The organism is Novosphingobium sp. UBA6272 (assembly GCF_002440635.1).
In the GTDB taxonomy this organism is placed as follows: Bacteria; Pseudomonadota; Alphaproteobacteria; order Sphingomonadales; family Sphingomonadaceae; genus Novosphingobium.
This window is the reverse complement of the sequence record NZ_DJUW01000033.1, coordinates 24,908-36,169: the sequence shown is the minus strand read 5'-3', so window position 1 is coordinate 36,169 and position 11,262 is coordinate 24,908. Positions and strand designations below refer to the sequence as shown.

The window sequence follows — 11,262 nt, the reverse complement described above, 5'->3', positions numbered from 1 at the left end:
GCGAAGTCGAAGGCCCGTCTCGAAGGAGCTGGAACTGAGGAGAGGTAAATGCTGGGAGCCATGCAGGATTGGGACCTTCGGGTCACCCACCTGATCGATCACGCCGCACGCGAGCACGGCAGCCGCGAAATTGTCACCCGCTGGGCCGATGGCAGCGAAACCCGCACGACCTGGGGCGAGGTCCGCAGCGATGCGCTGAAGATGACCCAGGCACTGCGCAAGCTGGGGGTGCAGAAGGGCGACCGGATCGCCACCCTGGCGATGAACCATGCGCGCCACCTGGTCAGCTGGTACGGTGCGGTGGGCGTGGGCGGGGTGCTCCACACCGTCAATCCGCGGCTGTTCGACGACCAGCTGGAATACATCGCCAATCACGCTGAAGATCAGGTGCTGCTCTATGACGCGGCCTTCAGGCCGATTGTCGAGCGGATGAAGCCGCGCTGGACCACGATCAAGCACTACATCTGCTACGACAATGGCGAGTTCGAGGACTGGATCGGGGCCGAGGACGGCCAGACCGAATGGGCGACCGGCGATGAGCGCGATCCGTGCATGCTGTGCTACACCAGCGGCACCACCGGCAATCCCAAGGGCGTGCTCTATGAGCACCGCTCGACCATGCTCCACGCGATCACCGGGTTGCAGCCGGCGATCTTCGATTTCGATGCGACGGCGGTAATGCTGCCGGTAGTGCCGATGTTCCACGCGGCCAGCTGGGGCCTGCCGTGGTCGGGCGCGGCGGCAGGGATCAAGTTCGTGTTCAGCGCGGTCAACGATGCCGCAGTGCTGTGCGATCTGATGAACCGCGAGAAGGTGACCCATTCGGCCGGGGTGCCGACAGTCTGGCTCGCGACGTTCCAGCACATGGACGCAACCGGAACCACGCTACCGACGCTGCGCCACGCCATCATCGGCGGCTCGGCCGCGCCGCGCTTCATGCTCGAACGGCTGATGAAGGCCGGTGTCCATGTTGCGCATGCCTGGGGCATGACCGAAACCAGCCCGATCGGCACGACCGGGGCGAAAACCTTTGACTGGGAAGACAAGGATTTCGAAGGCCAGCTCGATATCAAGCAAATGCAGGGCCGGGTGCCGTTCGGGGTCGAGCTGCGCTGTGTCGATCTGGGCGATCCGACCAAGGTGCTGCCGCGCGATGGGCAGACCAGCGGCGCGCTCCAGGTGCGCGGGCCCTGGGTGATCAAGCGCTATTTCAAGGCCGAAGCCGACGCCACCGACGCCGAACAGTGGTTCGACACCGGCGATGTCGCGATCCTGCATCCGGATGGCACCTTGCAGCTGACCGACCGGACCAAGGACGTGATCAAGAGCGGCGGCGAATGGATCAGCTCGGTCGAGCTTGAGAACGCGGCGATGAGCCACCCGGCGGTGGCCGAGGCAGCCGCGATCGGGATCTATCACCCCAAATGGGACGAGCGTCCGATCCTGGTGGTGGTGAAGAAGGCCGGGGCGGAAGTAACCGGTGACGAGATCAAGGCTCACCTGGCCAAGACCTGCGCCAAATGGTGGCTACCCGACGCGGTTGAGTTCGTTGCGGAGATTCCCCACGGCGGCACCGGCAAGGTCAGCAAGAAGGACCTGCGCGAACAGTTCCGCGACTACAAGCTGGTGGATGCCTGATGGTTGGCTACGTCGATCCATCCCGCGAAAACTGGCAGGCCTTCAAGGACCTGCCGCGCGACACGCCGATCCACATGCTCAACCTGATCAAGTTCCGTGAACTTGCGGAATACCCCGAAGGCCACCCCAACCACGGCAAGGGCCTGACCGGGCGCGAGGCCTATGCGATCTACAAGGAAGGCTTCCAGCGCGTGGTCGCGGACGATGGCGCGGCGATGGTATGGGAAGCGCCGATCGAATGCGTGGTCACTGGTCCGGCAGGCGAATGGGACGAGGCCTTCGTGATGGGCTATCCAAACAGCGGCCTGTTCATGGCAATGGTCAAGAATGAGGAATATGTCCGCGACGTCGTGCCGCACCGGACGGCGGCTGTGGCGGACAGCCGGTTGATCCGCTTTCGCGGCTAGAGCAACCGCATCTGCCCATCGGCTTCGGGCCGCACGAATTGTCCGGAGTCCAGCACGGGCTGCTCGCGGTTGAGGCCAAGGCGCCTGGCGGCGAGGCGGAAGCGGGTGCGGAACAGGTCGGCCCAGGGCCCCAGCGGCTTCATCCGGGTGAAGAAGCCGGGATCGTTGTCCTTCCCGCCCCGAACCGACTGGACGATGGACATGACCTTGCCTGCGCGGTCGGGATAATGGACGTCGAGCCATTCGCGAAACAGCGGGGCTACTTCATGCGGCAGGCGCAGCATGATCCAGCTGGCCGATTTGACCCCGCGCGCTGCGGCCGCCGAGAGAATGCCCTCGATGAATTCATCGGTGATCGAGGGGATGATCGGGGCAACCGAAACATGGGCGGACACGCCGGCCGAAGCCAGTTTTCCAAGCGCATCGAGCCGTTTGGCGGGCGAACTTGCGCGGGGTTCGAGCAGGCCGGAGAGTTTCGGATCAAGGCTGGTGACAGAGATCGACACCGCAGTCAGGTTCAGCCGGGCCAGTTCGGCCAGCAGATCCAGATCGCGCACAACCCGTGCCGACTTGGTGGTGATCGTCACCGGGTGCCGCGCCTCCAGGCAGACTTCCAGCACCGCGCGGGTGATCCGGTAGCGGTCCTCGATCGGCTGGTAGGGATCGGTATTGGTCCCCATCGCGATCGGTGCGGGCTTGTAGCCCGGCTTGGCCAGCGTCTGGCGCAGCAATTCTGCCGCATTGGGCTTGGCGAACAGTCTGGTTTCGAAATCGAGGCCGGGTGAGAGGTCGTGGTAGGCGTGAGTCGGGCGGGCATAGCAATAGACGCAGCCATGCTCGCAGCCGCGATAGGCGTTGACCGAGCGATCGAACGGAATGTCGGGCGACTGGTTGAACGACAGGATCGTCCGCGCCTTCTCCTCAGTCACCGTGGTGCGCAGCTTCGGGCCGGGTCCGTCGACCTCATCCCGGGCGTCAAGCCATTCCCCATCCGCCTCGCGCGCGTTTAGGCCGAAGCGCTGCGGGACGGCACCAGATTGCGCGCCGCGGCCGTGGTTGGGCGAGGGGTGACTCATGACTGCATGAGAACATAAAAGGAACGAATCCGCAATCCATTCCAGTACGCGACAAGTTCTATTCTTGCGGCCTGACGTAACCGCTAGCGCGGACACACGCCGGTGTAGCCGCCTCCTGATAGGGCTTGTCCCAGCAATGCAGCAGGCCTGACAGGACGCCTGCATTGATTGCGTTGGACTGTCCGGGATGGAGCTTCAGCTCTGTCAGCGCGTTTGCCAATCCATCGCGATCTCGCATCAGGAATGCATAGGTTCCCTGCACATAGGGGTTCTATCGCAGCCCTCCGACTTCGGTTTCACGCCGTGCAGTCGCAATCATGCGTGCAGCCTCATCAGTCCGTCCGGCAGAGGCAAGCGACTGGCCAAGATGAAACCGTGCCGAGGTCTGCCAGCGTTCGCCGACCGGAATTGGCCCATAGACCAGATAATCGGCGTAGGCGCGAACCGCAGAATCATAGCATTCACGCGCCATCAGTGCGCGCCAGCTTGTCGGCGTGGCAGCTTCCTGATCGAACTCCCGCCAGGTCAGAGATCGATTGGCGATCAAATCAGCCTCGCTGACGCTGCATTCTGTTCGCGCAGGAGCGGTGCCGGTTGATGCGATTGGAGGCGCGGTCGAGCAGGCGGCGACCAGCGAGACAAAGACTATGCCCGCGACCCGTCGCATCAAACTTCCCTGAGCCGTGGCATCAGTTCCACGAAATTGCATGGCCGGTTGCGGCTATCCAGCTGCTCGGCGAGGATTCCGTCCCAGCCGTCCTTCACCGCGCCGTTCGATCCGGGCAGGGCGAAGATGTAGACCCCGCGCGCCAGTACGGCGCAGGCGCGGCTCTGTACGGTTGAGCTGCCGATGCTCTGATAGCTGATCCAGCGGAACAGCTCGCCGAAGCCGGGAATGTCCTTATCCTTGATCCGGTCGAGCGCTTCCGGAGTAACGTCGCGGCCGGTCAGGCCGGTGCCGCCGGTGGTGACGATCGCATCGGCCAGCCCGTCATCGATCCACGAATTGAGCTTGTCGGAGATGGTCGGAACGTCGTCCTTGACCACGGCTCGTGCTGCCAGCCGGTGCCCGGCGGCCTTGATCCGCTCTTCCAGCAATGCGCCAGAGGTATCGCTGGCCATGTCGCGGGTGTCGGACACGGTCAGCACCGCGATGTTGATCGGCCTGAATTGCCGGGCCGGATCAACGGCCATAAAGGACAGTCCCGTCGGGCCGCATCCGCACCGCCTGCGATCCGGCCAGGCCCGGGAAAGTCGGCCACAGCCCCTGAGCCAGTGCCATGCGGCTTTCCGAGGGCCCACCGGCCTGGCGCTCGTACATCCAGTAGTTGCGCATCACGATGTTCACATAGCCGCGCGTCTCCCAATAGGGGACGCTTTCGATCCACAGCAGCGGGTCGCCCTTGTCGCGGATTTCATAACGCCAGCGCCCGATCGGGGTCAGCCCGGCGTTATAGGCGGCCATCACCTTGGGCAGCAGGCCCTGGGTGCCGGGGGAATCGCGCAGCATTTCAAGGTGCTTTTGCCCGAATGCCAGGTTGACTTCCGGCTTGCCGAGGTCGCTGGCATTGCCCGCCACGCCAAGCTTGGCAGCGTGGTCCTTGGCCGCGGCCGGCATGATCTGCATCAGCCCGCGCGCGCCGGCCGGGCTGACCACCTTGGTCCGGAACACCGATTCCTGCAGGGTATGGGCATAGACCAGCGCCGGGTCGACCTTCCAGCCGTTGACCGGGGTCCACTTCGGCGTGGGGAAGCGCGCCGCCGGTTCGGGCTTGCCGCCCGGCGGGGCATTGTAGGCCATCCACATTTGCGTCCCCGGCATGCCGAGGCTGCGGGCCAGGCGGGAGAGCGGCTGGTACTGGTTGGCCATGCCGATCTTGGCCTGATGGCGCAATACTTCGTCGGCGAGGCCATCCTGACCGATTTCCGAGAGCATCACCGCCGCCCGGACATTGGGCACGTCGCGCAGCGATTGCCAGTCGGACTGGGTGAAATCAGGCGCTTCGTGAGTTTTGGGTACGGCCACGCCGAGCTGTTCGATCGCCAGCATGCCGTAAAGCGTTTCGTCCATCCGCGCCGCGGCCTTGAGCGGCAGGGCGGCTTTTTCCGGCTGGCGGCAACGGACCAGCGCGCGGCTTTGCCAGTAATGGCCCGCGGCTGTCAGCTCGGCATTTTCGGACAACTGCGCGGTGCGGCCAAAGGCATCGGCGGCGCCGGTGCAGTCATCCATCCGCCAGGCGGCGAGTCCCGCAATCCACCACCCTTCGGCCACCCACGGACCGGCACCGTCCTGCGCGGTCTGGGCCAAGGCATAGGCCCCGGCGTCGTTGTTCTCGATGTAAAAGCTCCACGCCACCTTGGATCGCCATTCGGCGCGGGTGCGCGGGGAAAGCTGGCTGTCGATGCCGTCGAGCACAGCTTTCGCCCCGGCCGGGTCGTCGGCCTTGATCTTGCCGTTGATCGCCGCAGCGACCGAACCGGGCATGGTCCCGTCAGCGCTTTCGCGCGGACGGATCCGTTTGGCGAAGCTGGGCAGGCTGACCAGTCGGTTCGGCTGGGGCAGCGCCGGCGAACTGGTCGCGCCGCGCTTTTGCGCCAGGGTGACGATCTGTTCGGCCTGGGGCAGGGTAACTCCGCGCGCCAGCCAGGCGTCAAGCTGCTCAAGCTCGATCTTCGGCGAATTCGGAGCGAGGAAATATTCGGCGCGGGCCACCTGGTGCAGCGGGCCATCGGGGCGCTGCGCGAACATCGCCTGGACCTTGGTCCAGTCGCCGCGCTCGATCGCCGCGAACAGATCGCGATAAAAGGCGCGGTCTTCCGCGCCCAGCAGGGACGGAACCTCGGAACGGTTGGCGCGCTTGGCGAAGTATTCCATCGCGGCGGAATTCGCGCTGGCGGCCTGCGGCGCGCCCAGCACGGCCAGCGCTACGGCCAGTCCTGCCAGTGGATACTTGGTGGCGAAATGCACTGAAATAGGGTCCCCGCTCTGTCCTGGCGGACCGTTTCAGGCCTGCTGCCAATCCAGCAGGGCCCGCCACAAGGCCGCCTTGCCCCGTGGCCGCGCCATCAGGGTATCAAGCCCCGGCGCTGCCAGGGCCGGAATGCTCGGGCCTACATGGTAAAAATGCCGTAAAGGTTCAGCGGTTTTCGTCGGGTCGTGGCCAAGAAGCGATGAGACGTGCTGTCCGAAGCTGATCAGCCGCCGCGGCGCGGCCAAAGCCACGTGATGCAGCGCGAGATCGCCCAGACCCGCCGCTTGCAGCGCGGGCCAATCGGGCATCGGCATGTGGCGCGGCAGCAGGCTGGCGACATAGGCCTGATCGGGTGCAATCCCTATCGCGCCCAGGATCGCGTCCAGCAGCCGGCCCCGCTCGGCCGAAAGCAGGACCTGCGAATCCCCCGCCTCTGGGTGATCGACCAGCACCATCAGTTCCGCGCCTTGCGGTCCGCGCGGCGGGACCCGGTCAAAAACCTGTCCGGAATCGAGCGAAGGCTCGGTCAGCCACCATTGGGTGAAGCCCGCCAGATCAGCCGGCCAGTCTTGCCCAGCGCCGCCGATCCGGGGCGCAGGCGGTGCCGGCGGGGGTGGAGGCGGGGTATAGGCGGCGGGCTCCGGCTGATCCGTAGCGGCAGGTGCGCTGCCCGCCAGCCAGTCCCGCGCGGCCTCGTCATAGTCGAAATCGACTCCCGCCTCGCGCCACCAAGCAAGCGCGGCGACGATATCGCCTGCAAGAGGCCCGCCCGTGCGGTTTGATGGTCCGGAGAAAGTCACCAGTCGGGTCTTGACCTCACCTTGCACAGCAATCAAGGGTCTGGGCCAGATATGCGCAATTGCAGGCTGTAGGAACAGGGACATGAGCGAACGCGAATCGATGCCGTATGACGTTGTGATCGTCGGAGGCGGGCCGGCTGGCCTGGCCGCGTCGATCCGGCTCAAACAGGTCAATCCCGAATTGTCCGTCTGCATCCTCGAAAAGGGCAGCGAAGTCGGCGCGCACATCCTGTCGGGCGCGGTCGTTGATCCCAAGGCGCTGGATGAACTGCTGCCCGATTGGCGGACACAGGGCTGTCCGATGGCGGAAACCCCGGTGACGGACAACTGGCACTGGGTCCTGACCAAGGGCAAGCACTACTCGGTCCCGCACTGGCCGATGCCCCCGTTCATGTCGAATGACGGCAATTACACCGGCAGCCTCGGTAATCTGTGCCGCTGGCTGGCCGGCAAGGCAGAGGAACTGGGCGTCGAAATCTTCCCCGGCTTCCCGGCCAGTGAAGTGCTGTTCAACGAAGACGGCTCGGTCAAGGGCGTGGCGACCCAGGACATGGGCGTGGCCAAGGATGGCAGCCACAAGGGCGATTACCAGCCGGGAATGGAACTCCACGCCAAGTACACCTTCTTCGCCGAAGGCGCGCGCGGGCACCTGACCAAGCAGCTTAAAGCGCGCTACGATCTTGAAGCGAACTGCGAACCGCAGGTCTACGGGATCGGCATCAAGGAACTGTGGGACATCGATCCCGACAAGCACGTGCCGGGCCGGGTGATCCACACCCAGGGCTGGCCGCTCAGCGAAAGCGACAGCTGGGGCGGCGGGTTCCTCTATCATCAGGCGGGTGGCCAGGTTGCGCTCGGCTTCGTCACCGCGCTCGATTACAAGAATCCCTACGTCTATCCGTTCGAGGAGTTCCAGCGCTGGAAGCAGCACCCGGAAATCCGCGCGATCCTGGAAGGCGGTCGCCGCGTTTCCTATGGCGCCCGCGCCATCAACGAAGGCGGTTGGCAATCGGTACCCAAGCTCGATTTCCCGGGCGGCGCTTTGATCGGCTGCTCGGCCGGGTTCGTCAACGTGCCCCGGATCAAGGGCAGCCACACTGCGATGAAGAGCGGTATGCTCGCCGCTGAGGCCGCTGCCGCCGCAATCGCTGCGGGCCGCGAACACGATGCGATGGCCGAATACGACGCTGCAGTGCGTGACAGCTGGATCGCCAAGGAACTCAAGCTGGTCCAGAACGCCGAGCCGATGGTCGCCAAGTGGGGCGGAGACCTTGGCACGATCCTGGCCGGGGCCGACATGTGGCTGCGTACCCTGTTCGGCTTTGGCTTGTGGAAGCCGATGAAGCATCACCGCGATGCCGATTCGATCCAGCGCGCCGACCTCTACCAGCCGATTGAATATCCCAAGCCCGACGGGGTGGTCAGCTTCGATCGCCTGTCCAGTGTGGCGCTGAGCTTCACCAACCACGAGGAAGACCAGCCCTGCCACCTCCAGCTCAAGGACCCGGCGATCCCGGTCACGGTCAACCTGGCGCACTATGCCGGGCCCGAAGCACGCTATTGCCCGGCCGGGGTCTATGAATTCCTCGGCGTGGAAGAAGGCAACCCGCGCCTTCAGATCAACGCCCAGAACTGCGTCCACTGCAAGACCTGCGACATCAAGGACATGACCCAGAACATCAACTGGGTGACGCCGGAAGGTGGCGGCGGGCCGAACTACCCGAATATGTGATATGTCCTCCCCGTAGCGGGGAGGGCTTCACGCCGTTCGGCTAGCCATGGAGGTTCCGATGTGGGGATCGACTGTTTTGCTGCCTCTGCTGGCAAGTGGCGCAGCCGCTTTGCCGCTGCCGGACCATGTCGACATTCCTGACGGCTTTTCGACTACGATCTGCCCCACTGAAGCGGCTGCGCGCACCATGCTGGCGGACTATTACCGGGTCAAACCGGCTCCGAACAACCATATCACTGATACCGAACGATATTTTGCGGGGCTGAAGGCAACCGGCTGTGCGCAGGATTCGCCGCGGACCGGAACGATCATCATCAAGACGGTGGTCGCCCGGGTGGAACTTACCTTGGCTGACGGCAAGGAAAGCTACATCGTCTACCGCGGAGTAATGGGCAGCGCAGCCACCCCCGTGATCGGGATTGTGGACGAAGGCAACAACAATGGCTTTGCTCGCACCGAATTGGCGAGCTGGAAAGAATCGCACGCAATCGATGGTTGGCTCGACGCACGCGGGATGGATCAGGAGATCGCGATCTTTTATCGCTGCGAGACCCCGGAACTGGCGCGTTCCGTCGTCGCATCGATGAAGGTAATGACCAAGGCGCAGTGGCAACCCTATCGCGCCAAACTCAAGCAGGTCGCCGCGGCAAAGGGCTGCCGTCCAGCCCGTGACCGCTATTATGTAGCCGCGCTGCTTGACCAGACTTACAACGATTGCGGCAATGAATGCGGGATCGATCTGATTGCAATCGAGGCGACTGAGCGATCGGGGTTGAAGGTCGGCCTGGTTTATGATGCTTCCGAGATGTGAGCGGCAATGCCCGTGCAAACACCCCGATGATCGAAACCGCCTATGCCAAGATCAATCTAGCGCTGCATGTCCGGCGGCGGCGGGATGATGGGTATCACGACCTTGAGACACTGTTTGCCTTCGTCGATACGGGGGACATGCTGAGCGTTCAGCCGGCTGCGCGCGATGAACTGCGGACACTGGGCGAGTTTGGCGGCGCGCTGACCGATCCCTTCGACAATATCGTCATGAAGGCACTCTCGGCCTTGCCTCGGCCCCAGGGCTGGGCGGTGATGCTGGAGAAGAACCTGCCGGTTGCGGCGGGACTGGGTGGAGGCTCGGCCGATGCCGGGGCGGTGTTCCGGCTGGTTGAGCGGGAATATGGCCTGCCTGATGATTGGCATGCGCGGGCGGCCCAGCTGGGCGCCGATGTGCCGGCCTGTGTCCGCAGCGAGGCTTGCATCGGGCGCGGCACGGGAACAGAGCTTGAGCCGATCGAGAACGATCTGGCGGGCATGCCGGTGTTGCTGGTCAACCCGCGCGTGCCGCTGAGCACCGGGCCGGTGTTCAAGGGCTGGGACGGGCTGGATCGCGGGGCGATGCGGCAAGGCGCGGTTTCGGCAATCGCCCAGGCGGGCCGGAACGACCTTGAGCCTCCGGCCATCGCCTTGTGCCCACAGGTGGCCGAAGTGCTGGCGGCCTTGCACGCGACTGATCCGTGGCTGGCGCGCATGTCTGGATCGGGTGCGACTTGCTTTGCGCTCTACAATGATGCCGCGGCCCGCGATGCCGCCCAGGCAGCCATGCCGCGCGAATGGTGGACCATGGCCGGAGCGCTGCGATGAGTGAAGCCTTCCGCCTGCTCGGCACCCCGCGGTTTGGTGGTATCCTGGTGGTGTCGGACCATGCCTCCAACCGCGTGCCGGACGATATCGAGCTCGGCATCGATCCCGCATTGCTCAGCCAGCACATCGCGGTGGATATCGGCGTGGCCGAAGTCGGCGCCTTGATGGCCCAGCGCCCCGGCATCGCGGCGTTTCAGGCCAATGTCAGCCGGCTGGTCTGCGACGGCAACCGCGAGCCGCACGCGCCGGCGGTGATCCCGATCGCCAGCGATGGCCACGCGATCCCCGGCAACGCGCTCGATCACGCGGCCCATCTCGCCCGGCTCGATCGGTTCTTTCACCCCTACCACGCCGCACTGGCGGATGTGCTCGACAGCGCCCCGCCGGCGCTGATCCTCTCGCTGCACAGCTTCACCCCGCAGCTCGCCTCCAGCGAAGAGCCGCGCCCCTGGCAAGTTGGCGTGCTCTACAACCAGGATGACCGTGCGGCCCGGATCGCGATCCCCATGCTCGAGGCCGAGGGGCTGGTTGTGGGCGACCAGCAGCCCTATTCGGGCAAGCTGCTCAACTACACCATGAACCGCCATGCCGAGGCCGATGGCCGGCCTTACCTGGGCATCGAAGTGCGACAGGATCAGATCGGCGATGCAGCGGGGCAGGCGCGCTGGGCGGAACGGTTGAGCCGGATCGCCAATGCGGTCGCTTTGCGGCTGGAGTAGATTGGTTCACGCAGAGACGCAGAGAAGAAAGGAGAGGCGCAGAGGGGCGTAGCCCTCCCGCCGAAGGCGGCTTGTTTTTCCGCACGTTGCAAAAAGCCCGACTCTGTGAATCTGAAAGCGGCTTCGCCGCTAGTGCGACATCTCAGCGCCTCTCTTTTCTTCTCCGCGCCTCTGCGCGAACCCCTTCTTTCTCTGAGATAACAACCAACAGCAGATCGCGTACGCAACATCTTTGCGCCTTCGCGCCTTTGCGTGAACCAATCTTCCTCTTGACCCCACACCG

11 protein-coding genes are annotated in these 11,262 nt (G+C 64.6%); 6 read left to right on the top strand and 5 right to left on the bottom strand.

Features of this window, described 5'->3' with window-relative positions; all coding sequences use genetic code 11:
• Positions 1-48 precede the first annotated feature (48 nt).
• Together B2V17_RS15205 and B2V17_RS15200 are read left to right on the top strand one after the other, a co-directional pair.
• On the top strand, positions 49-1,638 hold the full coding sequence (locus tag B2V17_RS15205; protein WP_292999124.1) for a long-chain fatty acid--CoA ligase: 1,590 nt from the start codon (positions 49-51) through the stop codon (positions 1,636-1,638).
• Positions 1,638-2,045, top strand: a complete 408-nt coding sequence (locus B2V17_RS15200) for a DUF1330 domain-containing protein (RefSeq protein ID WP_292999122.1) — start codon at positions 1,638-1,640, stop codon at positions 2,043-2,045. The genes B2V17_RS15205 and B2V17_RS15200 overlap by 1 nt, the downstream gene beginning before the upstream one ends.
• Here B2V17_RS15200 and B2V17_RS15195 read toward each other — a convergent pair.
• The 5 genes from B2V17_RS15195 to B2V17_RS15175 form a co-directional block, all read right to left on the bottom strand.
• Entirely contained in the window at positions 2,042-3,121 is a 1,080-nt protein-coding gene (locus tag B2V17_RS15195; RefSeq protein ID WP_292999120.1) for a PA0069 family radical SAM protein, read from the bottom strand. The genes B2V17_RS15200 and B2V17_RS15195 overlap by 4 nt on opposite strands.
• A gap of 271 nt (positions 3,122-3,392) precedes the next feature.
• Positions 3,393-3,788: a hypothetical protein gene (locus tag B2V17_RS15190; RefSeq protein WP_292999118.1), complete on the bottom strand. Its 396-nt coding sequence runs from the start codon at positions 3,786-3,788 to the stop codon at positions 3,393-3,395.
• A complete protein-coding gene (gene moaB, locus B2V17_RS15185; protein WP_292999116.1) occupies positions 3,788-4,315 on the bottom strand; it encodes a molybdenum cofactor biosynthesis protein B in 528 nt (175 codons plus the stop codon). Before moaB ends, B2V17_RS15190 begins: the two co-directional genes overlap by 1 nt.
• A complete protein-coding gene (locus B2V17_RS15180) occupies positions 4,305-5,996 on the bottom strand; it encodes a lytic transglycosylase domain-containing protein (protein ID WP_292999299.1) in 1,692 nt (563 codons plus the stop codon). The genes moaB and B2V17_RS15180 overlap by 11 nt, the downstream gene beginning before the upstream one ends.
• Positions 5,997-6,125: 129 nt before the next feature.
• On the bottom strand, positions 6,126-6,893 hold the full coding sequence (locus B2V17_RS15175) for a hypothetical protein (RefSeq protein ID WP_292999114.1): 768 nt from the start codon (positions 6,891-6,893) through the stop codon (positions 6,126-6,128).
• An 82-nt stretch (positions 6,894-6,975) separates the two neighbouring features.
• Here B2V17_RS15175 and B2V17_RS15170 point away from each other — a divergent pair, with 82 nt between their 5' ends.
• From B2V17_RS15170 to B2V17_RS15155, 4 genes are read left to right on the top strand one after another with little or no spacing between them, the layout of a single operon-like run.
• Positions 6,976-8,625, top strand: a complete 1,650-nt coding sequence (locus B2V17_RS15170) for an electron transfer flavoprotein-ubiquinone oxidoreductase (protein WP_292999112.1) — start codon at positions 6,976-6,978, stop codon at positions 8,623-8,625.
• A 58-nt stretch (positions 8,626-8,683) separates the two neighbouring features.
• A complete protein-coding gene (locus B2V17_RS15165) occupies positions 8,684-9,436 on the top strand; it encodes a hypothetical protein (protein WP_292999110.1) in 753 nt (250 codons plus the stop codon).
• Positions 9,437-9,462: 26 nt separating this feature from the next.
• Entirely contained in the window at positions 9,463-10,260 is a 798-nt protein-coding gene (locus B2V17_RS15160; RefSeq protein ID WP_292999297.1) for a 4-(cytidine 5'-diphospho)-2-C-methyl-D-erythritol kinase, read from the top strand.
• Positions 10,257-10,979, top strand: a complete 723-nt coding sequence (locus B2V17_RS15155; RefSeq protein WP_292999108.1) for an N-formylglutamate amidohydrolase — start codon at positions 10,257-10,259, stop codon at positions 10,977-10,979. The genes B2V17_RS15160 and B2V17_RS15155 overlap by 4 nt, the downstream gene beginning before the upstream one ends.
• Positions 10,980-11,262: the final 283 nt, after the last annotated feature.

Excerpts from the sequence above, each read along its gene's own strand:
- moaB (WP_292999116.1), bottom strand. The coding sequence starts at position 4,315 with ATGGCCGTTGATCCGGCCCGGCAATTCAGGCCGATCAACATCGCGGTG.
- B2V17_RS15190 (WP_292999118.1), bottom strand. The coding sequence starts at position 3,788 with ATGCGACGGGTCGCGGGCATAGTCTTTGTCTCGCTGGTCGCCGCCTGC.
- B2V17_RS15180 (WP_292999299.1), bottom strand. The coding sequence starts at position 5,996 with ATGGAATACTTCGCCAAGCGCGCCAACCGTTCCGAGGTTCCGTCCCTG.
- B2V17_RS15155 (WP_292999108.1), top strand. The coding sequence starts at position 10,257 with ATGAGTGAAGCCTTCCGCCTGCTCGGCACCCCGCGGTTTGGTGGTATC.
- B2V17_RS15200 (WP_292999122.1), top strand. The coding sequence starts at position 1,638 with ATGGTTGGCTACGTCGATCCATCCCGCGAAAACTGGCAGGCCTTCAAG.
- B2V17_RS15165 (WP_292999110.1), top strand. The coding sequence starts at position 8,684 with ATGTGGGGATCGACTGTTTTGCTGCCTCTGCTGGCAAGTGGCGCAGCC.
- B2V17_RS15195 (WP_292999120.1), bottom strand. The coding sequence starts at position 3,121 with ATGAGTCACCCCTCGCCCAACCACGGCCGCGGCGCGCAATCTGGTGCC.
- B2V17_RS15160 (WP_292999297.1), top strand. The coding sequence starts at position 9,463 with ATGATCGAAACCGCCTATGCCAAGATCAATCTAGCGCTGCATGTCCGG.
- B2V17_RS15170 (WP_292999112.1), top strand. The coding sequence starts at position 6,976 with ATGAGCGAACGCGAATCGATGCCGTATGACGTTGTGATCGTCGGAGGC.
- B2V17_RS15205 (WP_292999124.1), top strand. The coding sequence starts at position 49 with ATGCTGGGAGCCATGCAGGATTGGGACCTTCGGGTCACCCACCTGATC.